Annotated in this window: 27 protein-coding genes; 8 read left to right on the top strand and 19 right to left on the bottom strand. The window is 51.0% G+C overall.

From position 1 onward, the window contains the following. Nucleotides 1-48: 48 nt before the first annotated feature. The 5 genes from AC58P5_RS16040 to leuC all read right to left on the bottom strand — a co-directional run bounded on the left by AC58P5_RS16040 (nt 49) and on the right by leuC (nt 7150). Nucleotides 49-2736 (bottom strand): S-layer homology domain-containing protein, encoded by a 2688-nt coding sequence (locus tag AC58P5_RS16040; protein WP_497388138.1) that lies wholly within the window; start codon nt 2734-2736, stop codon nt 49-51. 38 nt (nt 2737-2774) lie between these two features. Beyond that, complete coding sequence (locus AC58P5_RS16035) at nt 2775-3359, bottom strand: GerMN domain-containing protein (protein WP_497388136.1); 585 nt, start codon at nt 3357-3359, stop codon at nt 2775-2777. 21 nt (nt 3360-3380) lie between these two features. Further along, on the bottom strand, nt 3381-4787 hold the full coding sequence (locus tag AC58P5_RS16030; protein WP_497388134.1) for an N-acetylmuramoyl-L-alanine amidase family protein: 1407 nt from the start codon (nt 4785-4787) through the stop codon (nt 3381-3383). Nucleotides 4788-5084: 297 nt separating this feature from the next. After that, nucleotides 5085-5693, bottom strand: coding sequence for a 3-isopropylmalate dehydratase small subunit (gene leuD / locus AC58P5_RS16025; RefSeq protein WP_497388132.1), 609 nt, complete (start codon nt 5691-5693; stop codon nt 5085-5087). Between the two features lie 35 nt (nt 5694-5728). Next, a complete protein-coding gene (leuC, locus tag AC58P5_RS16020) occupies nt 5729-7150 on the bottom strand; it encodes a 3-isopropylmalate dehydratase large subunit (protein WP_497388130.1) in 1422 nt (473 codons plus the stop codon). A gap of 130 nt (nt 7151-7280) precedes the next feature. Between leuC and AC58P5_RS16015 the strand changes: the two genes are divergently transcribed. From AC58P5_RS16015 to AC58P5_RS16000, 4 genes are all read left to right on the top strand, one after another. Further along, nucleotides 7281-8195, top strand: a complete 915-nt coding sequence (locus AC58P5_RS16015) for a LysR family transcriptional regulator (RefSeq protein WP_497388128.1) — start codon at nt 7281-7283, stop codon at nt 8193-8195. Nucleotides 8196-8295: 100 nt separating this feature from the next. After that, nucleotides 8296-8556, top strand: coding sequence for a GlsB/YeaQ/YmgE family stress response membrane protein (locus AC58P5_RS16010; RefSeq protein ID WP_497388126.1), 261 nt, complete (start codon nt 8296-8298; stop codon nt 8554-8556). 79 nt (nt 8557-8635) lie between these two features. Then, entirely contained in the window at nt 8636-9001 is a 366-nt protein-coding gene (locus AC58P5_RS16005) for a YtxH domain-containing protein (RefSeq protein ID WP_369995602.1), read from the top strand. A gap of 126 nt (nt 9002-9127) precedes the next feature. Next, nucleotides 9128-9457 carry a DUF5665 domain-containing protein gene (locus tag AC58P5_RS16000; protein ID WP_326053215.1) on the top strand — a complete coding sequence of 110 codons (330 nt, stop codon included), beginning with the start codon at nt 9128-9130 and terminating at the stop codon, nt 9455-9457. 408 nt (nt 9458-9865) lie between these two features. Here the strand turns inward: AC58P5_RS16000 and AC58P5_RS15995 are convergent, their stop codons facing one another. From AC58P5_RS15995 to AC58P5_RS15970, 6 genes are all read right to left on the bottom strand, one after another. Next, nucleotides 9866-10180 (bottom strand): hypothetical protein, encoded by a 315-nt coding sequence (locus AC58P5_RS15995; protein WP_497388124.1) that lies wholly within the window; start codon nt 10178-10180, stop codon nt 9866-9868. Nucleotides 10181-10327: 147 nt separating this feature from the next. Then, nucleotides 10328-11269, bottom strand: coding sequence for a magnesium transporter CorA family protein (locus tag AC58P5_RS15990; protein WP_497388122.1), 942 nt, complete (start codon nt 11267-11269; stop codon nt 10328-10330). A gap of 93 nt (nt 11270-11362) precedes the next feature. Further along, complete coding sequence (locus AC58P5_RS15985; RefSeq protein WP_497388120.1) at nt 11363-12142, bottom strand: sigma-70 family RNA polymerase sigma factor; 780 nt, start codon at nt 12140-12142, stop codon at nt 11363-11365. After that, a complete protein-coding gene (gene rsbW, locus AC58P5_RS15980) occupies nt 12139-12588 on the bottom strand; it encodes an anti-sigma B factor RsbW (RefSeq protein WP_497388118.1) in 450 nt (149 codons plus the stop codon). Before rsbW ends, AC58P5_RS15985 begins: the two co-directional genes overlap by 4 nt. Before the next feature lie 20 nt (nt 12589-12608). After that, nucleotides 12609-12944, bottom strand: coding sequence for an STAS domain-containing protein (locus tag AC58P5_RS15975; protein ID WP_009675595.1), 336 nt, complete (start codon nt 12942-12944; stop codon nt 12609-12611). A 148-nt stretch (nt 12945-13092) separates the two neighbouring features. Further along, nucleotides 13093-13551, bottom strand: coding sequence for a DUF948 domain-containing protein (locus AC58P5_RS15970; RefSeq protein ID WP_497388116.1), 459 nt, complete (start codon nt 13549-13551; stop codon nt 13093-13095). Between the two features lie 195 nt (nt 13552-13746). Between AC58P5_RS15970 and AC58P5_RS15965 the strand changes: the two genes are divergently transcribed. Continuing rightward, nucleotides 13747-14208, top strand: coding sequence for a Dps family protein (locus tag AC58P5_RS15965; protein ID WP_497388114.1), 462 nt, complete (start codon nt 13747-13749; stop codon nt 14206-14208). A gap of 40 nt (nt 14209-14248) precedes the next feature. Next, a complete protein-coding gene (locus AC58P5_RS15960) occupies nt 14249-14407 on the top strand; it encodes a hypothetical protein (protein WP_009675476.1) in 159 nt (52 codons plus the stop codon). Between the two features lie 376 nt (nt 14408-14783). Here the strand turns inward: AC58P5_RS15960 and AC58P5_RS15955 are convergent, their stop codons facing one another. The 7 genes from AC58P5_RS15955 to AC58P5_RS15925 form a co-directional block, all read right to left on the bottom strand. After that, complete coding sequence (locus AC58P5_RS15955) at nt 14784-15413, bottom strand: hypothetical protein (protein ID WP_497388112.1); 630 nt, start codon at nt 15411-15413, stop codon at nt 14784-14786. A gap of 107 nt (nt 15414-15520) precedes the next feature. After that, the gene (locus AC58P5_RS15950) at nt 15521-15913 is read right to left on the bottom strand and encodes a general stress protein (RefSeq protein ID WP_497388111.1); all 393 of its coding nucleotides are present in this window, start codon (nt 15911-15913) and stop codon (nt 15521-15523) included. 14 nt (nt 15914-15927) lie between these two features. Continuing rightward, on the bottom strand, nt 15928-17109 hold the full coding sequence (locus tag AC58P5_RS15945) for a glucose-1-phosphate adenylyltransferase (RefSeq protein ID WP_497388109.1): 1182 nt from the start codon (nt 17107-17109) through the stop codon (nt 15928-15930). Between the two features lie 345 nt (nt 17110-17454). After that, nucleotides 17455-18639 carry a response regulator gene (locus AC58P5_RS15940; RefSeq protein WP_497388107.1) on the bottom strand — a complete coding sequence of 395 codons (1185 nt, stop codon included), beginning with the start codon at nt 18637-18639 and terminating at the stop codon, nt 17455-17457. A gap of 46 nt (nt 18640-18685) precedes the next feature. Next, nucleotides 18686-19555 (bottom strand): CheR family methyltransferase, encoded by an 870-nt coding sequence (locus tag AC58P5_RS15935; RefSeq protein WP_497388105.1) that lies wholly within the window; start codon nt 19553-19555, stop codon nt 18686-18688. Between the two features lie 84 nt (nt 19556-19639). Beyond that, nucleotides 19640-23320 (bottom strand): response regulator, encoded by a 3681-nt coding sequence (locus AC58P5_RS15930; RefSeq protein ID WP_497388103.1) that lies wholly within the window; start codon nt 23318-23320, stop codon nt 19640-19642. A 50-nt stretch (nt 23321-23370) separates the two neighbouring features. Continuing rightward, nucleotides 23371-24510, bottom strand: coding sequence for a SpoIIE family protein phosphatase (locus AC58P5_RS15925; RefSeq protein ID WP_497388101.1), 1140 nt, complete (start codon nt 24508-24510; stop codon nt 23371-23373). A 454-nt stretch (nt 24511-24964) separates the two neighbouring features. Between AC58P5_RS15925 and AC58P5_RS15920 the strand changes: the two genes are divergently transcribed. Continuing rightward, nucleotides 24965-25402 (top strand): YflT domain-containing protein, encoded by a 438-nt coding sequence (locus AC58P5_RS15920; RefSeq protein ID WP_009675603.1) that lies wholly within the window; start codon nt 24965-24967, stop codon nt 25400-25402. An 80-nt stretch (nt 25403-25482) separates the two neighbouring features. Then, a complete protein-coding gene (locus AC58P5_RS15915; protein ID WP_042228371.1) occupies nt 25483-25647 on the top strand; it encodes a DUF1328 domain-containing protein in 165 nt (54 codons plus the stop codon). A gap of 99 nt (nt 25648-25746) precedes the next feature. Here AC58P5_RS15915 and AC58P5_RS15910 read toward each other — a convergent pair whose 3' ends face one another. Continuing rightward, nucleotides 25747-26562, bottom strand: a complete 816-nt coding sequence (locus AC58P5_RS15910; protein WP_497388098.1) for a carbon-nitrogen family hydrolase — start codon at nt 26560-26562, stop codon at nt 25747-25749. Between the last annotated feature and the right edge of the window lie 166 nt (nt 26563-26728).

Below are 26728 nucleotides of genomic sequence, written 5' to 3'. Positions count from 1 at the left end.
TTGGACAAAGAAAAAACCGCCCTCGCGGAGAGGACGGTCAGGCAATCCTTACTTTTCCATTTCGATGATTTTGTTATCCACGATGTAAACCGTTACCGTCTCCCCTTTGTTGAAAGAGGAAGCGGTGAGGGTTTCGGTGCCTTTGTGATAGTAGGCGCTGCGGTGAATATTGTAACGCTCGGTAGAACCGCCCGCATCGAACTGGATTTGGTTCACCGCGTACTCGTAGCTGTTGAACGTCTTGGTCATGGCAGCGGCTACCTGTACGTTGATTTTTCCGTTCGACTGCTTGATCACTTGGACACGATCTCCGGCTTTTATCGCATTCAGGCCGATGAGGGTCGTACCGTTCTTAACCACTGCATCCGTTCCGATGGTATACAGCTGGATTTTGCCCGTAGGCTCCTGAATGGTCAGCGTGCCGTTAACGGAATCCACATTCGTCACTTTTCCGCGGGAAGGGGCTACAATCTCCGCTTTAACGACGCTTCCGCCTTTATAGGTCACATACAGGTAGTCATCCGGTAAAATATCGGCGGCTACGGCAGATGTACCGTCACTTTTGACGATCTTGGTGTCTTTCAGAGTAAACGTCAAGCCGTTGTTAAGATCGTCTACGGCCGTAACCTGCTGGGAACTGTTTACATACTGAACCTTCACGAGTGTGGAACGGTCGACGACTACTTTCGTTACGCCCGCCTGATTGTAATCGAGGGATGCCGTTACCAGGTCCCCGATTTTAAGATCGGCAAGGGTTGCGCCGCTTTTGTTCGGAATTTCTACGGCCGGCGAGTACATTTTGAATGTAAACGACTGTCCGTTGTTCGCACGGATCGACATTTCATTGGCCACCGTGTTGATTTGCGTAATCGTACCGCTGACGTCAAGAGAAAGCTGAATCGCCGTCACCTTGTTTTTCGATACTTTCAGGTCGACTTTCTTTCCTTCAGTGAAAAGGGAAGCGAAGCCCGGATAGTTTTTAAACGACATCGACGTGCCGCCGTACGTAACGACCGTATTGTCCGAAATCGTGTAGGCGCCAGCCGTTCCGTCCGCATGCTGAACATTCACCTGGTTGTATTTGGAGTCGAAACGGATAAACGTAGCGAACAAAAGATTGGAAATCGAACGGTTCGTCACGGTGATTTTCACGATCTGATCGTTCGCGATATCCATGGTCAACTCGTCATTTTCATCCAGATCATACAGACTTGGGGAACCTACGCCGTCGATTACCACTTGAACGTTCGCGGCTAATTTGCCGGCTCCGAAACTGCCGTCCGTTTCCTTGTAGAAGATACCCGTTTTATCACTGCTCAGGCTGGAGAAAATACCTTTAACCGTTTTGCTAACGCCGGTTCTCGTTTTGATTTTGACCTGCGTGATTTGGCTGTTCTCAGTCGTGTAGGAGATGGCGTCTCCCGCTTTGATCGCGGTTTTGTCCACGAGGCGGTTATCCGCATCTACGATTGTCGGATTTTTGGCCAACGTGTACGACTCCGATTGTCCGCTCGTCAAGTCCACGACCGCTACGGTGTCGCCGTTCACGCTTTGTACCGTACCTTCGGACGTTTTGTTCACGGGTACTTCGCGGACGACGACTTGGCCGTATTCCTTGCTTCCTGTGATGGAGTTGCGGCGAAGCTCCAGCTTGCTGCCCACGACGAGCGAAGACAGGCTGATTTCCTGGCCTTTGGCGTCGAGCACCAAAGCGCCGCTGCCGATTTCGTACGCTTCGAAATTGTCCAGCGTAAGCTTGCGGTCCTTCACGTTCAGCAGCGTTCCCGTAACTTTCTCGGAGCGGTCTTCGTCTTTGAGAACCTCGGCATAATAAGCCGTTCCGCCCTGCTGAACGAGGGAAACCTGGTACGTGTACGCGAGCTCCGAGGAATGGATCGGATTATCGTTTTTGGTTCCGTAGAAAACGGATTCCGGCGTTAATTTGTAAGAAGTGGTTTTCCCCTTCTCGTCAAAAATGCTGATTTTATCCGCGCTTACATGATTCACGTATCCGCGAACGACGCGGGAAGACAGATTCTTGCTTTGACGCTCGGCCCGGCTGAGGAACGTAGCCATCTGCGCGCGGGTAACTTCCCCTTTCGGACGGAAAGTTCCGTCTTCAAAGCCGTCTACGATTCCCAGGACGGTAGCCGCGCTGATGTAAGGCTTGGCCCAACTGGAAATGCTCTTCAGATCGGTAAATGCCGGAGTGTCGTCCGCAAGGCCGTTAGCCGTTTCCTGCTGTCCGATCGCCCGGATCGTCAGCTTCGCCACCCATTCGCGGGAAGCTGGCTTACTGCCCCAATTTTTCGAGCCGTCTTTTTCTTCATCTACGGAAATCAGTTTCTTCTCAATGGCGGCCGCTACATATTTCTGGGCGTAAGTATCCACCTTCAGCGGGAGATTGTAAGAAGTACTCTCACTGATGCTGGATTCAAGTCCGAGTGTGCGGACGGCCATAATGATAACATCCTGTTGGGATACGGAAGCTTCCGGACGGTAATTGCCTTTCTCGTCGCCCTCGACAATGCCTTCAAGCGCGAGTTTCGTAATATGTCTCAGTGCCCAATGTGTATTTACGACATCCGGAAAATTCTTTTTAAGCTCCGCTGCAAGGGTAGCTTGTGTAGATGTCGAAGTGTCGGTCGTCTTGTTGTCCGCATAAGCCGGACTTAAAGAAATGCTGGAGGCGATCAAAGCGCCTGCCAGCAACATTGCGGTTTTATTCGTTTTCATGCTTGCCCGTGTTCTCCTCTCGATTGCACGTTCTCTCTTTATTTGCGTTTAATCGGGTAAGGCAGATCCATATGGCCCATCAGGGATTCCACCTGTCCGCCGTCTTTAGTAATATAAATGGCTTTCACTTCGGGGAACTGGAACACCGTCTTCTTCAGGGCATCCAGGAAAAACTGTTCTCCGCCGGATCCGAGCTGAGCGCCTTCGCCCAATTTCAGATCCATTTTGAGCTCGTCCTTCTCGAATTTAACCGATTGGAACGTGACGTCTTTAAAAAGCGGTACAGCTTGTGCATCGTCGCTTTTCTTCAAAGCTTCCAGGGCCGATTTATACTTGTCCCCTTCGGTTTTATAAGAAATTTTGACGTTCTTCTCTACCAGCTTCGTAAGGTCAGGATCGCTGTAATAAGCTTTAATCTCAGTTTGTTTAGCCTCCGGTGAAGGAGATGGTGACGGCTTTACGGAAATAGTCGGCTCAGGTGAAGGGCTCGCGGTTTGCACCGGCGCCGGTGTGGAACCTCCGTTATTGCTTGCTAGAGGCTGCTGCTTCTGGCCGCAGCCTGAAGCGACCGCCAACACCAGAGAGCTTACCACGATCCCCTGTACCCATAGTTTTTTCTTCATGCTACACCCACTCCTTGCTTATTACGAAATCTTCAAATACTCTTTGATGGCAGCCACGAATGAAGCGGCGACTTTGTCCTGGAAAGCGGACGTGTACATCAGGGCTTCCTCCTGCGCGTTGGATAAAAATCCGACTTCGGCAAGTGCTGCCGGCATCTTCGTTTCTCTCACAACGTGAAGGTCGCCTTCTTTTACTCCCCGGTTTTTAAACCCGGTTGCTTCGAGCAAATGCTTCTGAACGACGTTCGCGAAGGCTTTGCTGTCCGCACGCTCGTAATAGAAAGTTTCGGTACCGCCTGCTGTCGGAGTCGCTTTGTTCGCGTGGATCGAAAGGAACAGGTCGGCATCCAGGTTGTTGGCGAACTCCGAACGGCCTTTCAGTGTAACAAAAGTGTCCGTCGAGCGCGTCATATACGTCTGGATGTTCGGTTCTTTCTCCAGCAGCTTCGCTACTTTATTCGCTACGGCCAGTACAAAATCCTTTTCTTTCTTATTGGTCAGGGAAACCGCGCCTGAATCCGTTCCGCCGTGACCTGCGTCAATAACGACTTTGTATTTGGTTTTACCCGGTTCCGGAGCTTTCAAAACTCCAACGAGCAGATTTGCCTGTCCCGCTGCGGCGCTGATCGTAAGATCCGCTTTCGCTTTCATGTCAAGCGTAATTCTTACGGTTGCCGGATCATTGTCGAAGTTCGAAAATCTTACCTTCTCTACCATCGGATGAAGGGAAGGGACTTCGCCGACATTGTTGACGAGTTTGCCGGCAAGCGAAGCGTCAAGTTCCGTACCCGGCAGATCGATGACGATCCGGTCCGGCGAGGTAAGCTTGAATACGTTCGCTTGAGGGGACTTCTTGTCCGTTCCGACCAGAAGCTGGTCCTTGGTCAGTTGGATCGTTTTCACAAGCACCTTGTCGGATACCTGGCCGGGATTCGGCGGCGGTGTCGGAGTCGGCGTTGTGGGCGGCGTTCCCGCACCGGAGCCTTGTCCGCTCTTCGCGAAAATTTGTACTGTGTTGGTTTCTTGGACCCATTTGAAATCGTAGCCGATTTTCTGTCCGACGAACCTAACGGGAACAAGCACATTGCCCTTCACGTTCATCGGGGCGACCTCAAGTTGTTCCGCCCTGCTTCCGTTGACGACCGGATTGCGGTCACCTACCGTAAGCTGGATCTTCATGCTGTCGCGAACAATAGTCGCGGTCTGCTTCGACTGATCCCAGGTCACCTTGGCACCGAGTTTCTCGAAAATTTGCCGAATCGGAACCAACACATTACCATCCACGTTGAGCGGGTCCACTTCGGTTGTCAGCGTCTTGCCGTCCAGCACGATTTTAGCGGTTGGGGGGGACGTTGCACCGAAAGCCAATGAGGGCAGGAGCAAAGCGATCATGAGCAGCGTGGCGACAGTGGACCAAAATTTCATCATACACCTCTTACACTTATTTTTCAGCGTTCGTCTCTTCTCGCCGAGTTGTCCGCCTCATCTCTATTCTACCAAATTATGCTACGGTCGGACAACGAGAGCATAGATTCGACGGCGCCGAACATAGAGTTAGACGCAGGTTTAATGCCAAAAGTTGCACTATATCGCCTAATAACCTTGTATATCGGCTTTTTTGAGGTAGTTTGATAGATTTAAAGAGATATATTGGAAAAGGGGAAAACGGCAAAAACCGTTCCCTATGGAAGGGAACGGCTATTGGAAAAGAGGCGGACACGCCGTTTACAGATTCAGTGCAAGGCGGTCTTGATGCTGCACTTCGTAAGCGGAAATTTTATCCGCATGCTGCAGCGTCAGCCCGATATCGTCAAGCCCTTGAAGAAGGAATTGGCGGCGGTGTTCGTCAAGATCGAAATCGATTTTCAGACCGTACTCGTCGGTCAACGTCTTGTTGTTCAGATCGACATTGAGCTTGTAGCCTTCGTGCTTCGCCGTACGCTGGAACAAGTCCTCCACCTGTTCTTCGCTCAGCTTGATCGGCAGAATGCCGTTTTTGAAGCAGTTGTTGTAGAAAATATCCGCGTAAGAAGGCGCGATGACGACTTTGAAGCCGTAATCGAGAATCGCCCAAGGCGCGTGTTCACGGGAAGATCCGCAGCCGAAGTTCGCACGCGAAATGAGCACGGATGCACCCTGGTAACGGGGCTTGTTAAGGTCAAAGGTCGGAATTTCCTGGCCATCCTCGGTGAATCTCCACTCGAAGAACAGAAATTGTCCGAAGCCGGTGCGCTCGATACGCTTCAAAAATTGTTTAGGGATGATAGCGTCTGTATCTACGTTGACACGGTCAACGGGTCCGACCAGTCCGGTATGTTGTTTGAATGCTTCCATGATTGATTTCCTCGCTTCCTGTTATCTCGTTCTGGTTACGCTTCCTGCGGCACATTGTACGTCCAGCCGCGCACGTCCGTGAAGCGGCCTTCGATTGCCGCTGCGGCGGCCATCTCCGGAGAAACAAGGTGCGTTCTGCCTCCGCGGCCTTGACGGCCTTCGAAGTTGCGGTTCGATGTAGACGCGCAGCGCTCGCCCGGGCTGAGTACATCCGGATTCATGGCGAGGCACATGCTGCAGCCCGCATCGCGCCATTCGAAGCCCGCTTCGATAAAGACTCTATCGAGGCCTTCTTTCTCGGCCTGCAGCTTAACGCGGCCCGAACCGGGAACGACGATGGCGTTGACGTTCGGATTGACTTTGTATCCGCTCGCTACGGCCGCGGCACGTCGCAGATCCTCGATGCGCCCGTTCGTGCAGGAGCCGATGAACACGCGGTCGACGGCAAGCTCCGTCATCGGTGTGCCGGGCTCAAGGCCCATATATTCAAGCGCCTTCTCGGCCGCTTTACGCTCATTCTCCGTTGCCATTTCCTTCGGGTTAGGCACGCTGCTCGTGACACCCGTGCCCATGCCCGGGCTTGTGCCCCAGGTAACCTGCGGTACGAGAGAAGCGGCGTCGAAGTCAACGACGAGGTCGTAGGACGCGCCTTCGTCCGTGGTCAGCAGCCTCCAGGCTTCGACTGCCTGGTCGAATGCCGCAGCCTGCGGGACATACTGGCGGCCTCGCAGGTATTCGAACGTCGTCTCGTCCGGAGCGATCAATCCCGCTCTCGCACCTGCCTCAATCGACATGTTGCAGACGGTCATACGCTCTTCCATGGACAATCCGCGGATCGCTTCGCCCGTATATTCGATGACGTAGCCTGTCGCAAAGTCCGTTCCGTACTGGGCAATGATGCCCAGAATAAGATCCTTTGCGGTCACGCCAACAGGCAGGGCGCCGTTCACGCGGACTTCCAGCGTCTTCGGCTTCGCCTGCTGCAGCGTTTGGGTAGCGAGCACGTGCTCGACTTCGCTTGTGCCGATTCCGAACGCCAGGGCGCCGAAAGCACCGTGCGTGGATGTGTGGCTGTCGCCGCAAACGATCGTCTTACCCGGATGAGTCAAGCCGAGTTCAGGGCCCATAACGTGGACAACGCCTTGATCCACATGGTTCAAGTCGAACAGGGTAACGCCGAAATCGCGGCAGTTCTGCGAAAGCGTGTCGATCTGCTGTTTGGAAATCGGGTCCTTGATGTTAAAACGGTCTTTTGTAGGCACATTGTGGTCCATTGTGGCAAAAGTCAGCTCCGGACGGCGCACCGGGCGTCCGCTGAGACGGAGTCCTTCGAAAGCCTGCGGAGAAGTTACCTCATGTACGAGATGAAGATCGATGTACAGGATGCTCGGTTTTCCTTCTTCCTGGTAAATCACGTGGTTGTTCCAAATTTTTTCGAATAATGTTTTTTTGCTCATATCGCTCACCCCAGATAAAGATTCCGTTAATGTAATTGATAATCTTATGCTATCATTTCTTTCTTCATTGTTCCAAGATATAATAACTATAACCTTCATAGGTAAAACCAATAATCAAAGGAGCCTTCATATGGAACTTCGCCAGCTGCAGTATGCCGTACAAATCGCACTGGAGCGCAACTTCTCACGGGCGGCCGAAAAGCTTCATATCGCCCAGCCTTCGCTCAGCCAGCAGTTGTCCAAGCTCGAACGCGAAATAGGCGTTCTGCTTTTCCAGCGCAGTACCAACTCGGTAGAGCTGACTCATGCCGGTTCTATTTTTGTAGATAAAGCCCAGGCCATTCTCGATTCGCTCGAGCAGTTGAAGCAGGAGATGGAAGATATCTCCCAGATGAAGAAGGGCAAGCTCGTTGTCGGAAGCATGCCGATCACCGGCTCTACGATCATGCCCTATGTGCTGCCTGTCTTCCAGGCCGCCTACCCGGATATCGAAGTCGTTCTCGTGGAGGAAACTTCCGCCAATCTGGAGAAACTGACGACCAGCGGGCAGACGGATATTTCCCTGCTCGCTCTCCCCTTGCAGGAAGGTTCGCTCGTCTACTCCCCCCTGCTTGAAGAAGAAATCGTCATCGCCTTTCCGCCAAACCATCCGCTTGCCAAGCGTCACATGGAAAACGGGGAGACGGTCACGATCTCCGAGCTGGAAAACGAAGCGTTTATCGCGCTCAAGAAAGGCCAGGGGTTCCGGAAAATCAACGTCGCGCTGTGTCAGGAAGCCGGCTTCACCCCGAATATCGTCTTCGAGAGTTCCAACATGGAGACGGTACAGTCTCTTGTCGCCGCTGGAATGGGCATCGCCTTCGTTCCTTATCTGATCGCCAAAAGAACCCGCAGCGAGCTGTCCCCTATTCACCTTCCGCTCCGGAATCATCCCTCCCGGACTCTGGTTATCGCCCACAGGCGGGGGCGTTATCTGTCGAAGGCGGCGGACGCCTTTATCGAGACGATTCAGGCGGTCATGAAGGATCAAGGCAGCTTCGAATAAGCGGACAAACGGATTTGTTTCATCTCCATTTGTTTCATCTTCTTCTCTGCCGGGTAGAAAAAAGTACGGCAGAATCAACGAGATAAAGGGGAGTGGAACCATGATAGGCTTCATTATTACCATTATAATGGCCGTAGTCATCGGGATTATCGGCGACGCGATCGTCAGAAGCAATATGCCGGGAGGCATACTCGGATCCATGGTGGCCGGTTTTGTCGGAGCGTGGCTCGGTTCTTTGCTTCTCGGCAGCTGGGGTCCCGAAATCGGCGGCTTCGCTGTCATTCCAGCTATTATCGGTGCAGCGTTATTCGTTTTCCTGATCGGCCTTGCCAGCCGCGCTTTTCACCGCACCAATGCTTAACCCGCGGAAACACTTCACATTTCTATAAATGTATCTTGTGTTTTAAAAAAATGATATTCAGGTAAAGGAGATGGATCATATGTCTAACGAATCCAAAGGTAATGGTGTATTGCTTGGTACTCTGGTAGGTGCAGGTGTAGGCGCGATCACCGCCCTTCTTCTTGCCCCTAAAACAGGCCGTGAAATGAGAGAAGACCTCTCGGTCAAATATTCCGAATGGATGGCGAAAGGTCAAGAACTCGCCTCCGACGCCAAAACGAAAGTTGCGGATGTTGCCAGCCGCGTGAACGAACAGACCAGCAATCTGGTCGACCGTTCGAAGGATTTGGTAAGCAGCGCAGCGAATTCCACGAACCGCGCTCTCGATAATGTGAAAGAAATGAAAGAAGAGCGTACGGACCAGATGCTCAACAGCATGGACCAGTCCAATAAACCGATGAACTAAACCGCTTCGGAACCCCCCATTGGAATTGTTCCGAGCATCGGCAGCCAGCTTCTCTGCGGAGAGCTGGCTGTTTTGGCGAAAGCCGCCCAGGAGCCGTTCAAACTGACTGAAAGAGGTGCATTCCGTATGAGACATTCTTCTCCCACCCGTGAGCGCCGAGTCCCTGGAGAGGTACCGATTCCTTCCCAGGAACCGAGCCGGAAGGAATTGGCGCTGGAACGCCTTGCTACCATCCTGGAACGCTCCGAGTATAAAGATGTGATCGAAAATTATCTCAATCCGCGCAAACGGATCATTACGAATTTCACTGCCGGCCTGGCCAGAGGCCTCGGCCTGACGATCGGTACGACGGTTGTAGTCGCTCTACTCGGCTGGATCGTTTCCCAATTCCTTTCCATGCCGATCATCGGAGAATTTATCGCAAAGCTCGTATCCTACGTGGATATGTATAAATAAAAACAGAAGACTGCCAAGCCGGCTGCCGGCTCAGGGCGGTCTTTTTGTTTGCGGCTACGATTGTATAGGTATCCATCCTGCCTTCCCTTTACACTGTTAAGTCAGTTTCGTTCTTAGTCCGTTCTTGGTCCGTTCTTGGTCCGTTCTTGGTCCGTTCTTGGTCCGTTCTTGGTCCGTTCTTGGTCCGTTCTTGGTCTTCTTGGTCTTCTTGGTCTTCTTGGTCTTCTTGGTCTGTTCTTGGTCTTAGTCCGTTCTTGTCCTAATTCCGCTAGGATTCTTCGAACTCCCCCTCTCTCTGCTCTGCGTCATCGTCCGGTCAGCCGTTGACCGTCGCTTCCCCACTTCCCAGCTCAACAAAAAACAGCCCGGGGCAGATGGCCTGCCCCGGGCTGTCGTTATTTTCCAACCTTACACAAAGAGTGCATTCACTTGTTCGCTCTGCATCTCTTCATTCAGGATTTTGCTGACCGGAATCGGATTCTTATCCGGCTTCACCAAGAAGGTCTCCTGCAGATAAAAGCCGTTTTCTTTCGCTTTAGCATAGGTTTGACAGAAATGATCGGCTGCACGGACTGCCCGATAAAATTCTGAATACGTTTCCAAAATATTCCCATTGCCAAGCGGGTTCGTACTAGCACGTATACAAAGCTGATAAGTTGCTCCGTCAACTTCACGAACCAGAATCTCGCTGCCTTCACAGTCGATCGTATATTTGACTGTCATAAGACTCACCGCCTTCATTATAGTGGGAATTTATTTTAATTGGGTATGGTTAATAATTACCCATGTTTCCCACTAGTTGAAACCGTTTTTTCTGACAACCGCCCGCCATCTACAATGCCGGCTCGGCCCCTTGCGCGGCCCGGCCGTTTATTTCAGATTGGACGTTTTGCTTTTACCCTTGATAATATCGCCTGTCCAACCCTTCCAATGAAGCCAGCCGAGAACAACCACAGGAAGAGCGACGATAAGACCCAGGGCCAGATAATAACCCGTTGTCCATTTCAGCTCCGGCATATTCTCGAAGTTCATGCCCCATATCCCCGCAAGCATCGTAGGCGGCGCAAATACGGCCGTAAAGACCGTCAAAGTCTTCGTAATCTCATTCCCCCGGTAGTTTGCAATACTCGTATCCAGAGCCAGAAGAGCCTCTACCTCTTCCGTATAGAGCTTCAGCCGCGTCATAATCCGCTCCATTTTAATGCATGTTCTGCGGTGCTCCAGTCCTTCTTCCAAGTTCTCGACAAACAGCTCTTTGGTCGTCATCATCGTATCTTTGAGCGGACGCACCCATTTAGTCATATCGAGCAGCTCGTGCCGGCGGTCAAGAATCCTATCCAGCAGCTTGGAATTGTTTCTTTTTCTCATATGCTCTCCGACCTGGCGCATCCTTCTCTCATAATCCGTCAGAACATGCAGCAGCCGCTCCGCGATGTAACCGAGGATAACGAAAAGGCCCTCTAACGCATTCTCTGCGTTCAACGTCTGCTCACGAATCAGGTCCGGATCAAAGGGAGCCAGCAGCTCTTCATTGAAATTGATCGTAACCAGATGCTTTTCATTCACAAGAAAGTGGAAAATAGGAGTGCCTTCCCGGCATTTGGAATCAAAATCGTAATAGAAAGCTCCCTCCAGCAGCTCGCTTCCTTTATTGCGGTACAAACGGGCTTCAAACGGTTCCGCTGCCGCTTCTTTCACGAGCGGCTTCAACTCTTCGGGAAGCTTGTCGATCGCTACATTGAGGTTACCGTCACGGTCATGCAGGTCGTGCCAAACCCAATTAGATGAAGATTCCAGCTCTTTATCTTCCATGTGTACCCTTCCTTTACCGATATATTGTCATTAAAAAAGAACACGCTGTAACAACGTGTTCTTTTCTGCAGGTACTATTGCTGCATGAACGAATCAAGCTCCTTCACCAGGCTTGTTTTTCTCGAAATATTTGCGCAGCTTATCCAGCGCTCTGCGCTGAATACGGGATACGCTCATTTGAGAAACGCCAAGATCCTGAGCGATGGTTCTTTGCGAATACCCATCCACGTAAGCCAGCATCAGGACTTTCTGCTCCTCAGGCTTGAGGTGGCTTAGCGCCTCCTGCAAATCGAGTTTGTTGTCGACATTAAGATACTCATCCACCTGAGTACCCAATACATCGCCAATTGTTGACCCGTTCTCTTCCGTTGAAAGCGGCATATCCAAAGACACATAATGATAGCATTCCCGGCCAGCCAATATTTCAATCGTTTCCTCGACAGTCAGACTCAGTTCTTCCGCAATTTCATTGACATTGGGAGAGCGTTCCAGCCGCATCGTCAGATGATCGATTGCCTGCTGGATTTGAAATCCTTTTTCTTTAATCCGTCTCGGAACCTGAATATACCAGGACTTGTCACGAAGATAATTCTTCATGTGGCCGATAATGCTTTTCATCATATAAGCATCAAACTGCACACCGTGAGAAGGGTCAAACTGCTTAAATAGCTTCAGCAGGGAGATTTGCCCGATTTGAATCAGATCTTCATACAGATCCGGACGGTTGCGGGACATCTTCGCTGCAGCCATTTTCACAGTAGACTCGTATTGAATAAGCAAAGAGGTAGCGATATCATTGCATTCAGTTTCCTGATACTGTCGAATCAGCTCATGGATATGCTCCATCTCTTTCCTCTCGGATTGTAATTTCATACCATTTCCTCGCTTTTGCTTACCATCTTCGTTAAGATAACAACAGTCCCCTGATCCCCTTTCACTTCTACATGGTCCATCAGGGCTTGCATGAGATAGAGTCCGAGACCGCCGCTGCTCACTTCATCCAGAGATTTGTTGTGCAAGGAGTCGGCGGAGCCTACTTTCGTAACATGGTCAAAGCTGAGACCCTGATCCTGTACGGTAATTTTAATACCGCCGTCCAAATTTTCGAAATGAACTTCCATTTTGCCGCCCTGGCCCGGCTCGTAAGCGTGAACCACGACGTTGTTGCAAGCCTCCGAAACGGCGACTTTCATATCTTCGATATCTTCATAAGAGAACCCCATCTTGGAGCTGATACCATAGAGCGTCAAACGGACGAGATCAATGTATTCAGCTTCAGCAGGCAGCGTTAAACTCACAGTACGATTTTTGGATTCCATAGACCCTTTTCTTTCCTTTCTTAGTTCACAGTATTCGCTACAGCCGACAAAAACGGTGTCAACCCCGTAAGGTCAAACAGCTTTTGGACCTTGGGAGGGATATTCTCAACCGCAAAAGGCGCCTTTAAAGCGTGACGGGTTTTGATAATCGTAAGTATAACTCCGATTCCCGTGCTGTCGATGTATGTCAGTTCTTTAAGATTGAGAATAAGTTTGCGTCCCACATCTTGCACAAACGGGTCCACGTTTGTATTAAACTCGGATGCCTTGGAAAGATCCAGCTCTCCGATCAAAGAAATGATGTTATCATCATCTGTAATTTGTTTTTCCATTCTGAATTTGTTCTCTTGCACCATTTATTTGTCCTCCTTAGTCAATGACCCACCATTAATAAAATTGCTGCACATACTACTTACTTTACCCGGCATAAATCCAAGTGAAACAGCTTTTTATCTTTCTTGTTTTTACCAGCCCGCCTCGGGCTATTCTTTGTAAGGAGCCGTCTTACTTGACGGCTACGCTTTTGCTGTTTGTCGTGCGGTTCTGCTTCAATCTCTTCCACATATCGACCGCAACCGGAACCAGAGGTGCGATGCGGTTCACGATGCTTTTCGGAGAGTTCAGCTCTTTCTCCACCTTGTTTCTCATTGTATTCGTTACGGTAGCCGAAGTCTGGCGTACGGAAGTCGTAATCTCGCTTACCACATCCCCGACATTTTTAATGGTATAAAAGGTTTTGTCGAGCGCGTGCAGCTTGTTGCGTACGTCCAGGCTAACCTCATTGGTATGACGAAGCAGTTCGTTTGCTTCCTGGCTTACCACCGTCACCTGCTGCTGAACTTGCTGAATGGTCTGGTTGGTCTGGGCAACGAGATCGGTCACCGACCGCAGTGTCTTTACCAGAAAAACGACGAGCACCACAAAGGCAATCGCAATAACCGCTAAACTAATTTGCCATATCATAAGCTATTCCCTCCCTTATACGTGAACCTTGCTCATGAAACCCGCCGGATCGACCGGTTCATCTCACTTTTACCACCTGACGGGCACTTTGAAACACCTGATTTCCCGCTATAATTTGCCTTGTTTCGCCGGATGAAGCTGCGGGTAATGAGCTTGTAGACACAACTATTCAAAAGTTAAAGGGAGGAAATAAACATGGCTAAAACATCTACAGCTAAAGAAAAACAAACCGTAACTTTACTTAATAAACAAGTGGCAAACTGGGGTGTCATGTACGTCAAGCTCCATCAGTTCCATTGGTACCTCAAAGGTCCTTCTTTCTTCGTTCTTCACGTAAAATTCGAAGAACTCTATAAAGAAGCCGACCTTTACCTCGACACCATTGCCGAGCGTATCCTCGGACTTCAAGGAAGCCCGCTTTCCACAACGAAAGAATTCCAGACGAATTCTTCTATCAAAGAAGTTTCTCCGGAGCGCAATGCCGGCCAAATGGTAGAAGAGCTTATCCAGGATTTCCGCACCATTACGGAAGAATCCAAGGAAGCGATCGAAACCGCCGAGAACGAAGGCGACCACGGTACGGCCGATATGCTGACTGAAATCTGCACCAATCTTGAAAAACACATTTGGATGCTGGAGTCTTACATAAACGACTAAGACTAACGCAATTGATCTGGTGAAGGAAGGAGGGTTACCCATGGATCAAGACAAGAATGTCGACATCGAGCAGAGGCACATTGAGAAAAGATCAGATTCGAGCGCCGTCGCTTCTACTTTTATCAAATATGCGGCCTATCTCATCATTTTCTTTGGTTTCCTTTACTTCCTCGTTAAATATGTATTCCCTAAATTTTAATAGATTTCCTTCAATCAGCCTTCTTAGAGGGCTGATTTTTTGTGTCTTCTAATATGCAGGCTCTCTCTTACGCCGCGCATGGGAGCGACCGCCGTCACTAGATGCCGTACCGCGCCGGAGAGCTGCACGCAGTGCGAAGCGGGCTCTACTACTCTCCCCGCTCTTTCTGGGAGTGGTTATGGGTAGGATCCCGTACACCAGATCCGCTAAGCCGTCGCCTTCTTTTCCTGATGCACAGAGTTTCGCTGGATCAGCATACAACATGTCCGTTTTATTCACCACAGGCTCGGTCTTTGGTTTCACTTCAAATAGAAACAACAAAAAAGCCCGCATGGCGCGAGCCTTTCTCATAGATGGGATTCGGATCAGATAACCTTTATTCCGTAACGCTGGGAAAGAATTGAACCGATTTCAACTGACCGCTGTCAGAGTCTACGAACAGTTTCAACGCTTGATTGTCCTGCGTGTAAACCAAACCGTCCTCGGCCACCCAGTAGGGTTCTCCCAGCGTTTTTTCGAGAGCTTGCAAATTATTCGCCACCTGCTTGCCGTCGATCGTAATCTGCTTATGCTTGGGTGTAACTTCTACATATTCCACCCCGTATTCACCTACGGCAACGCTGCAATCGGGATACTCGAGAATTTTCGTATCTCCGAAAAATTCATCCTTCCGGACGGATGTCGGCTCTCCCTTCCGTTTGACAATCGTATTCACATCGTCGGACAGAGAGATGCCGTTTATGCGTTCCAGCTTGACAGAGCCGGACGTCTCTGCAGGCGTTTGTTCGGCCAGAACTACCGCCGGCTTTACCGTCACCGTTTCGTTAGCGCTCATGTAGCCCGCTATATTCGTAATGGCGCCTCCAGCACCAAGAACCAAAGGAGGAGCCGCCTGAGAAATGAGTCCGTCATCCGCACCCGCGGACGCAGGCACCTCAAGTCCTTGAGCGCCGCTGAAAAGCAGCGCACCGCCGAGCAGCACCATCGTCAGTGATTTCTTGTTCATCTGGAGTCCCTCCTAAGACGTATTGGGGTCATGAGCGGCTAAGGGATGTTTAACAGAGTCCGAAAGTGTTCGTAAAACGTAAACCGGTCAGATGCCAGATCGCGTGATTACTGGCCAGCCGCAGATGCTTCGACCGCTTGATCGGCATAACTGGCATCATAGGCATAAATAAACTGGCTGGGCACCGCCACAACAACAATACGGCCCCGGGAAATTTCCTCTTCATAATAAGGAATCGCACTGCCGGCCAGTCCCAGCGAGATAAGCTTGGAGCGAATCGCCCTGCCGCTGCCGCGGAAAATAGTGGCCATCGTATAAGCCATTTGTTCTGCGGAAAAGCCGATACGACTCGTATAACGCGGTCTGAGCATCTCCTCCGTGTCTACCGTCTCATCGGACAGCACGTGAATGCAGTGCGGTTCGCATCCGGCGGTCTGAAGCTGACGAATGACATCCCGGATTTCCTTTTCGCTGTCGACGACAATTATGGAATGATTCACCTGAATATCCCCCCTTAACCGATACGCTGCTCGAGACGAGGCAGGTAAATTTTCGGAGCTTTGTCGTTGATCTTGTAAAGCACCTCATGATCGCCGACCACACTGATCGTTTCGGCATCCATCTTGCCTACCGTTACACCGTCGCACAATACGCTTCCCTCGCCGATAATGGCTTTATGGAGCTTCACGTTGTTCCCTATCCGGACATTCGGCATGATCACGCAGTCCGTCAGAACGCTGCCTTTGCCTATATAAACTCCATGAGAGATTACCGAGTTCTGAACTTGACCGTATACGGCGCAGTTATCGCTGATCAGGGAACGGTTCACTTTGGCCGTACGATCCACGTGCGGCTTCACGTTGGCAATCTGGGCCGTATACATCGGCCATTCCAGCTCGCTCATCAGCGGAGAACCGTTCAGCAGGTCCATCTGTGCCTGCCAGAGGCTGTCGATCGTGCCTACATCCTTCCAATAGCCTTCGTAGGAGAAGGAATGAACGCGTACGCCTTCCTCTACCATCATCGGAATGACATCCTTGCCGAAATCGTGCGAGGATTGCGCCGACAAATCATCGCGCTCCAGTACTTTCTTCAGGAAATCCCAGTTGAATACGTAAATTCCCATCGAGGCCAGATTGCTTTTCGGTTGAGCCGGTTTTTCATCAAACTCGACAATGCGGCCTTCCTCGTCCGTGTTCATAATTCCAAATCGGCTCGCTTCATCCCAGCCTACCGGCTTAACCGCGATCGTCGCGACCGAACCGAGCTTTTGATGCTGTTCGATCATTTTGCTGTAATCCATTTGGTAAATGTGATCGCCCGAAAGCACCAGTACATATTCCGGATCGTGCTTTTCGATAAAATGGCGGTTCTGATATACCGCGTTTGCCGTTCCCGTGAACTTGTTGCCGATTACATGCTCCTGGTTCGAGCAAAGCACTTCAACGCATCCTTTGTCCGTATCGCCGAGCCAAGCTTCGCCTGTTCCGATGTGTTGATGAAGGGATTCCGGTTTGTATTGGGTTACTACACCGATCGTATCCACGCCGGAGTTGCGGCAGTTGCTGAGCGCATAATCGATCATTCGATAGCGGCCTGCGAAATGAACCGCCGGTTTCGCCGTATTTTGAGTCAGGGCACCAAGTCGGCGACCTTCACCTCCTGCTAGTAGTATAGCTACACTCTGTTTTCTCATCTCTGTCACCTGATCCTTTCGTAGTTGTCGATTTTCTTTTCTATTTTTCTATAAGAAAGATTGCTTGTTTATATAGCCGCAAGTAAAACTTGTCTATCTTTAAATACCCCGTGCGGAGAATTCATAATCACCTTAATTTGATTTGCCCGGTTTTATTTGTACAATCTGTAAATGTATTGCTTCCACGGGGTCAGCCCGGTTTATATCTCTTCTCTCTATTTCCCACCCGCCTCTATGCCTCGGCAATACCTGTACTTACACCGCTCCCCGTCCCTTTGAAACAATAAAAAAGACAACAAAAAAAGCCCCGCAAACCGCATTGTGCGCGTGTTTACGAAGCTTTTATCAAGTGCGGAGTTCTTCCGCCTGTATGGTAAAAACAAATTCGGTGCCCTGCCCCTCTTGCGAATAGACTTCCATCTTGCCGGACATCAGCTCCACAAGATTTTGGCAAATGACTAGGCCTAAACCGGTTCCCCCGTATTTCCGTGTCATGGAGGAGTCAACCTGTGTAAAAGGCTGGAACAGCCGGTTTCTTTTCTCGGCCGGAATGCCGATTCCCGTATCGCGGACCCGGAATTGAAGAATAATCCGGCTGCTGTCCCCTGCTTTTCCCAGATTGGTCACTTTAACCTTAATGCCGCCCGTCTCCGTGAATTTAACCCCGTTACCGATCAGATTAATGAGCACCTGACGGAGTTTCAGCTCATCCCCGATGAGATGGGACGGAACGTTCTCCGCAATTTCCCGCTCCAGTTTGAGGTCCTTCTTGCGGCATTCGCCGTAGAACAGATCCATCGTTTCTTCCATGCAGACGTCCAGATCGAACGGTTCGGTATTCATCTCCATTTTGGAAGATTCGAGCTTGGTGAAATCGAGAATCTGATTGATAATATGCAGCAGCGCGGCACCGCTCCGCGAAATGGTATCGGCGTATTCCCGCTGTTCATCCGAAAGCTCCGTTTCGAGGAGCAGATCGGTCATCGCCATGACCCCGTTCATGGGCGTACGGATTTCGTGGCTCATCAGAGCAAGGAACTCGGATTTGGCCCGGTTGGCGGATTCCGCCGCTTCCTTCGCTGTCAGCAGTTCTTGTGTCCGCATATTCAGCAGCTCCGACTGGTGCTGGAGCTTTTTCTGAACGAGATACAAGTTCACGAATCCTTCGATCTTGGCTTTCAGTGTATGGGGCACGAACGGTTTAACGATATAATCAATGGCACCGACGGAATAAGCCGCGAAGACATGCTCCTTCTCGTGGGAAGCCGCTGTTATGAAAATAATCGGGATATCCTTCGATTTCTCCCGTGATTTGATCCAACGGGCCGTCTCGAAACCGTCCATGCCCGGCATCTGAACGTCCAGGACAATCACGGCGAAATCGTCGTGCAGTAAACATCGAAGGGCCTCTTCACCCGAGCCCGCTTTTACCAGATGGTAGTTCTCTTCCGCAAGAACGGCTTCAAGGGCCAACAAATTCTCGGGCTGATCATCCACCATCAGTATTTTAATCGGTTCATCCAAGTTCACTTCGAGAAACCCCTTCCTCCAACTCGTCTCCTCATCTTATGCAGCGTCACTGCACCTTGCGGTAAATTTTGTCGGCTGTACTGACGGCTTCGTAAGCGGACGCGTGCTTGGTGAAAGTGATCGTTTCTTTATCGCCCAAAATCAGAAAACCGGACGGTCCCAGGCTTTCGTATATGAGCGTATGCACCTGGTTCTGAAGCTGCGTATTGAAATAAATCAATACATTCCGGCACAAAATCACATGGAATTCGTTAAATGAACGATCCGTAACCAAGTTATGCTGGGCAAAAACAATATTATCACGCAAAAAGGAATGAAGCGTAACGGAATCCTTCGAGGCCGTATAGTACTTCGAGAAAGCTTCCTTGCCTCCGGACTGCAGGTAGTTCCTCGTATAATCTTTCATGTTGCGCAGCGGGTAGATTCCTTTCTCCGCCTTTTTAAGCACATCCTCATTTATATCCGTCGCGTAAATCCGGGTACGATCGTAGAGTCCCTCTTCGTGCAGCATGATCGCCATGGAGTACACTTCCTCTCCCGTGGCGCAGCCCGCATGCCAGATGCGAATAGCCGGATACTGGCGGAGCAGGGGAACCACCTTCTGCCGGAAGGTGAGGAATATCTCGGGATCGCGGAACATCTCGGTTACGTGAATCACCAGGTCCGACAGCAGCCGCTCCAGACATTCCCGGTCGTGCAGGACTTTCTCCTGCAGGCCGGAGACGGTCGACAGCTTCTCCGCCAAGATGCGGTGCCAGATCCTGCGCCGGATGGACGGGTACGAATAATTACGGAAATCGTTCCCGTAAATGCGGTAAATGCCCTCCAGCAGCAGGCTGATCTCGATGCGTTCATGCTCGGCCTGCTGACCGGAAAAAGTCGGCAGTTGATCTATATGATTAAAATTCAAATCCAATTGTCTCTCTCCTTCTCCTCCGAATCGACCCTGTTGGCACATCTGAGATGTTTCTCATCAGAGGGTTCGCATTTGCTCCTTCTCTTACTTAAACAACCAAACGCGAATTAGAGACATTAACTGATCATTATTTATCGGTTTTGTTATATAATCCGACGCACCGGCCTGAATACACTTCTCCCGGTCATCCCGCATGGCCTTCGCCGTCAGGGCGATAATCGGCAGATTATCAAACTGCGGCATGCTGCGAATCTCTCTCATCGCCTGATAACCGTCCATCTCCGGCATCATAATATCCATCAGAACGAGATCAAGGTCGGGTTCTTTTTCAAGGATGGACAGAGCCTGGCGTCCGGTCTCCGCAAACAGAACTTTCATGTTGTACCCTTCCAGCAGATTGGAGAGCGCAAATACGTTGCGGATATCGTCGTCGACGAGGAGGACCTTCTTGCCCGAAAATACCGCTTCACTGCTGTGCAGACGCTGCAAGATCTGTTTCTTCTCTTCCGGCAGGGTTTCTTCGACCCGGTGCAGGAACAGCGCCGTTTCATCGAGAAGCCGTTCAGGCGATTTCACGTTCTTGATGATGATGGACTCCGCATATTTCTTAAGTCTCATCTCGTCTTTCTTATCGTATTCTTTTTCCGTGTAAATAACAATCGGCAGGCGGCGAAGCTCTTCCTCGGCTTTGATCCGCTCCAGCAAATCGAATGCTGATTGATCCGCCAAGCCGATATCGAGCACCATGCAGTCGAAATGCTGCTCTCTGAGCTTCACGATCGCATCATCCGACGTTGTCGCCACTTCGATAATGACATCGTCGTGACGGATAAGCTCGATCAAATTGTTCAGCTGGATGGGATCGTCCTCTACGAGCAGGAGCTTCCGCAGATTCTGATCGATGAACCCTTCCAGCTCGATAAAGGCCTGCTCCAGCAAATCCTTGCTGGAAGGCTTGCGCATGTAGGCTATCGCGCCCATCGAGAGCCCCTGGTGCACTTCGTCGACAACCGACATCACGTGTACGGGGATATGCCGGGTCTCGGCATTATTCTTGAGCTGGACGAGAATCGACCAGCCGTCGACGATCGGCAGCTGGATATCCAGGATGATGCCGTCCGGTTTATACTCTTTCGCCATCTGGAGCCCGATATCCCCCTGCATCGCGACCAAAGCTTTAAATCCGCGGCTGCGGGCCATATCGACGAGCACGTTCATAAAGTGCACGTCGTCTTCGACGATCAGCAGCACTTTATCGTTCTCGGTAATGCTGCCCCGGTCGTCCTCCACCTCGCGTTGGGCGGATTTCGGAGCCGGTTTAACCGGCACGGGCGCAGGTGCCGCCGGAAGCTGCGGTTCTGCGGACGCGCTTGGAAGCGGCAGGGCCTGCTGCTCCTGTCCCGCGGCAGCCGCCTCCGCCGATCCTCCTGCGCGTTCGGAATACTGCCGGTGCGGGATGAACAGCGTGAATGTGCTGCCTTCCCCTTCCCGGCTGCAGATTTCGATCGTACCGCCAAGAAGGCTCGCCAGCTGTTTGGAAATGGACAGGCCGAGTCCCGTTCCTCCGAACTGCCGGCTCGTCGTTCCGTCGGCCTGCTGGAACGCTTCGAAGATAATCTGCTGTTTCTCTTCCGCGATCCCGATGCCCGTATCCTTGACGGAGAAAGCAATTTGCGGCTCTCCCTCCCGGACGGGATAGAGATGCAAATGTACGGAGCCCTGGGACGTGAATTTAAAGGCGTTGGACAGCAGATTCCGCAAAATCTGCTCCAGCCGCATGCTGTCCGTGTAAAGCATCCGCGGCACGCCGTTGTCGATCGTGATTTCAAAGCCCAGCGATTTCTTCCGGGCGACTTGTTCGAACGAACGCTGGATCGTTTCCATGATATCCGGCACGAGAACATACTCGGTCTGGACCTCGACTTTCCCGGCTTCCACCTTGGAAAGATCGAGAACATCGTTGATCAATTTCAGCAAATCGGAGCCTGAAGAATGTATGGTCTCCGCGTATTCCACCTGCTTGTCGTACAGGTTGCTGTCTTTATTCTCCGCAAGCATCTGCGAAAGAATAAGCATACTGTTAAGCGGCGTCCGCAGTTCATGCGACATATTGGCCAGGAATTCGGATTTGTACTTGGAAGCCATGGCCAGCTCGAACGCCTGCTTCTCCAGCGCTTCCTTCGCTTCCTCGATCTGGCGGTTAGCCAGCTCTGTCTCTTGAACTTGGATCTGGAGCTGCTTCGTCTTGCGGAGCAGCTCTTCGTTATTCTGCTCCAGCTCTTCCTGCTGGGACTGCAGCAGCTCTTCGGACGCCTTCAGCGTCTTCGTCTGCTCCTCCAGCTTCTCATTGGAAGTGCGCAGTTCTTCCTGCTGGGAAATGAGCTCTTCGGACTGGCTTTGGAGCTCCTCCGTCAAGGCCTGCGACATGCGCAGGAGCTCCTCGACCCGTTCGCGGGAACGGATCCGGCCAATGGAGACCGCGAGGTTCTCCGTCAGTTGCTCCAGCAGGTCCAGTTCTTTCTCGCTCAGCATTTTCAATCCCGCAAATTCAACGACCGCTCCGATTTCTTCCTCGGACACGACCGGCTCCACAACGAGATACTTCGCGTCCAACTGTCCGAAAGAAGATTGGATAGTCAGATACTTATCCACTTCGTCCTGGACCATAATCCGCCGGCCGTCGGCGGCCGCCTGGCCGACAAGACCCTGTCCGAGCGCGAACTCAGGAAGAAGATTATCCTCGGGATCTTTGTCGAACGCGTAAGCGGAGGAGAGGACGAGCCTTTGTCTCATGCCTTCCCGCTCCAACAGATACACCGCTCCGAACGTGGCGCCGATCATCCGGGATGCTTCCGAGATAAAGCGGTTCGTCAAGTCGTGCATGTTTGTCTGATCCTGAAGGAGCATGCTCATATTCGCCACGTTTGACTTCAGCCAAGCCTGGTCTTCGTTCAGCTTATTGAATGTCCGTTCGTTGTGCATCAGTTCTTCCAGGCCGTCGGCCATCGTATTGAAGACATCGGCCACTTTGCCGAACTCGTCGGTCGTCGTCACCTCAACGCGGTAACCCGGATCGAACCGGCCGTTGCCGAAACCTTTGATCATGCCGGTCAGCAGGGCCAGCCCGCGGGACAAGCTGCGTATGATCCAGTACATGATCCCCAGGCCGATCACGAGAGCGGCCACCGTCAGCACAATCGTCATGAGCAGCGTTTTGCTGTTGGAAGTTTTAAATTCGTTAATCCCTTTTTGTACGTTATCGTCCAGATATTGCGTTAAGTGATCCACACTCTCCGTTACCTGATCCTGATAGGTTACCCCGATATCGGTTCTCAGTTTGTTCGCTTCCGCTACCTTGCCGCTCTCGTAAAGCCCGATGGCCTGATTCAGGTAGGTGATAAAACTTTCGGTGCTTTTGACCGTCTCATAGGTAAGCTGCTTCTCCACGTCCGAATCGGCGGATTTCTGAAGGGCGGTCACCCCTTCTTTCAGCTTTTCTTTGTAAGTGTTCGCTTTGGTCAGATTTTCTTTGGCCCCAAGCTGATTGGGATCTGGGTTAAGCAGCAAATTCGCCATATATTTGGCGATCGTATTTACGTCCGAACGGGCCGTGTAGGCCACTCGTGTCTTGTTGTAGCGGTTGACAAACGCGCTGTCGAGGCTCTCGTCGATACTGCTTATCCGAGTCGTTCCGATTCCCGCGAGAACGAACATCAGGATAAACAAAAGCCCGAAACCCGCCATGAGCTTTGCTGATATTTTCATATAAGACTTCCCTCTCCCCTTTATTCCTGTCTCTAGTAAACGGCCTTTTCTCAGGGAATATCGATCCAGATCAGACAAATATCATCCATATGGTTGTTCTGGACTTCTTCGTCCAGCAGATCGTCCACTACCGCGTGCAGCCCCATATCCCCTTTTTCCTGAACAGCCGTGATGAGCCGTGTCGGCAGCTCCGTGTCGGCCTCTTCTATTTCCTCGAGAAGTCCGTCGGTATAAAGCAGAATCCGCGATTTCCCCGTGTAGGTGATGCGGCCGGGCTTGATATCCATTTCCTCGAAAAATCCGACCGCACAGGTTCCGTTCGTAAGCGGAACGGCCTCACCGCTGCCGTTCATCAGAAAGCCCGGCGGGTGGCCGGCATTTACGTAGTCGATGGTTTTGTTCTTCGTATCTATCAACATATAAATGGCCGTGAAATAGTAATTCAAATGATTCTGGTCATTATGCAGCCGGTTCATGTACCGGTTCAGTTCCGCAATCACAAGCTCCGGCGTCACAAACTTGGTAATCGTATCCCGGAGGACCGAGGAGATAAACATGCAGACGAGCGACGAAGAGATGCCGTGCCCCATAATATCCAGCAGCATAACCCCGTAGCGGTCTTCATCAATGGGATACCAGTTGTACAAATCCCCCGCGAGTTCATAAGAAGGGTTATAGTACGCTTCGATCCGGATTTTCTCGGTTTCGATCGGCAGGCTGAGTACGCTGCTTTGAACGTTCTTGGCCAATTGCAGCTCGGAACGGATCCGGTTGTCGTTCTCTTTGTGCCAGTCTTTCTCGTATTTGAGCCGCAGGGCGGATTTAATTCGGGCCACCAGCTCGATTTTGTTGATAGGCTTGGTTACGTAATCGATCGCTCCCGCTTCCAGAGCCTCCGCCAGCTTAATGGAATCTCCCATGGCCGTAATAATGATAATCGGAATGTCTTTCAGTTCCTCGATCTGCTGCAATCTTCTGCAGGCTTCGATCCCGTCGATTTCCGGCATCATCAGGTCCATCAAAATTAAATCGATTTGTAAATCCGAGGAACTCGGATTGTCGATCTTCAGCATATCAAACAGTTCCATAGCAGAAGAAGCCCGGTGCATGTTGGAGTAGCCCGCGCTTTTCAATATTTTTTCGATCACAATAAGGTTGACCGGATTATCGTCTACAATCATGATGCTCATTCCATGTTCTCCTTTTATAGTGGAATTCTTCTATCTGTGATTCCTTGATCTACTTGGGAGTATTTTGTAACCAAAGCCGTCAGCGTCCACTTTCTTTCCGCAAACACGGGTAAAGCGGGAACGCATCGGTCTGGGGAATAAATCTACTACCGCACACTTTGTCTCCCGCCGGTATTTTTAGAGATTGTCCTGCGCCTGAACACAAAGGTAGCTGCACATCTATCCTATTATATAAAATATCCTATTTAAAAGTAACCCCGAAAACGACTCTTGAATCAGGCAATATTTGATAGCTCATACACAGCTGAATTTGTCAAGAGATTTGTTTCAACGAAAAGAGGGGCGGTTAATAAGAGTCATGAACGACAGGCAAACAACCTGAACAACGAAGTCGCCGCGGCAACTGCTAAAAGATAAGAAGGCTGCGGCTTAAACGATAAGGAGGAGAATGAACATGGAAACCAAAGTGAGACTAGCCGCTAACGAAGAACAAGCTCTGCGCGAGGTAAAAAACTTGCAGGCCGAAGGCTTTAACTTGGATGAAATTTACGTAATGACACACGATAACGATCGTACCGAAGGCGTTGCGGAAATGACGAACACGAATGAAGTCGGTGTAGCGGAAGAAGGCCTGATGACGGCAGCCGCCAACCTGTTCCGTTCGAAAGGCGACAAGCTGCGTGCCAAAATGGAGTCGCTTGGCCTGAGCTCTTCCGAAGCGGATACCTACGAGAAGGAGCTTGACCGCGGCAAAATCCTCGTGATCGCTTATGCGGATCGCGACGGTGACGGCTATCCTCACGACGGTCGTCTTCGCGAAGACGAAACGACACTCCCGCCTACGGGCATTTACATGAGCGGCCGCGACAACCAGAACAGCAATCTGTTCTAAAAAAGGCGCAAGCCCTGCCATTCAGCCATTAACGATTAGCATATAACCGTATCAATCAATCATTTAAAGGAGGGTTTCTCATGTTAAAATGGGCTATGATTTTTCTGATCATCGCAATCGTAGCGGGTATTTTCGGATTCTTCGGAATCGTCAGCGCCGCAGCCGGTATCGCCAAAGTCCTTTTCTTCCTATTCCTTATCCTGTTCGTCATTACGCTGATAACAGGTCGAAGATCTTCCGTATGACATCTGATTCCAGCTTCAATCTAACGACCGTCTCCCTTTAAGAGGGAACGAAAAAAACGCAGTCCTTCTTCTCGAGGGGCTGCGTTTTTTGGCATTCGATTATTCGTATACGGCAGGACGGCGGTCGGCGAATACGGGGATTTTAGCGCGTACGGAGGCCACTTCCGCCAAATCGACTTCGGCAAAAACGATTTCTTCCTCTTCCCCGCCTTCGGCCAGCACCTGCCCCCAAGGATCAATCACCATGGAATGACCGAAGAAAGAAGTTCCCTTGCTTTCTCCTACACGATTGCAGGAAACGACGATCATCTGATTCTCGATGGCGCGCGCCATCAGCAGAGTACGCCAGTGGTGAAGCCGCGGATGCGGCCACTCGGCGGGCACGAAAAGCATCTGCGCCCCGTCCAGAGCGAGCTTGCGGGTGAGCTCCGGGAACCGGATGTCGTAACAGATTATGGCTGCGGCCGGAATTCCCTCCAGATCGAAACTTCCCCTTAGACTGCCGGCGGCAAGGCTCAAATGCTCGTCCATCAGCTGGAACAGATGAATCTTGGAATATTCGAGGATCTCTTCCCCGTTCCGGTTAAATCCGTAGACGGTGTTTTTTACTTCCTCGCCCTTCTTCTCCGCTACGGAACCTCCGATAATATGTACGCCGTGCTCTTTGGCAAAAGAGCCGAGCATCTCCCGGGTTATGCTGCCCTCAGGATCGGCAAGCTCATGAATCCGGTCCAGGGCATAACCCGTGTTCCACATTTCGGGAAGCACGATAATATCCGGTTTTTGCGCGCTTCCGACCGCTTCCAGAAGAAGCTTTTCTACTTTCCGCCGGTTGATTTCCGGCTCTCCGATTGTAATATCCATCTGAATAAGCGCAAGACGGACTTTATTCGGAAACGATTGCTGATTATCCACTTGGGCACCTCCTAGTTTAGTCTGCCGGGTAAGTCAGTCTGCTTTCATGATAGAGGATCGCCCCCCAGAGATCAATTCTTTTCTTCCTATCCTTGTTTCGTCAAAAAGGGACCGTAGTCTCTTTCGTTAAGCCTTCGGAAGGAAAATACTGGTCACGCGGCGAAAT

The sequence above is a fragment of the Paenibacillus sp. JT31N7 genome, from assembly GCF_059692095.1.
The sequence above is the reverse complement of the archived record's forward strand: the minus strand, read 5'-3'. Positions and strand labels throughout refer to the sequence as shown.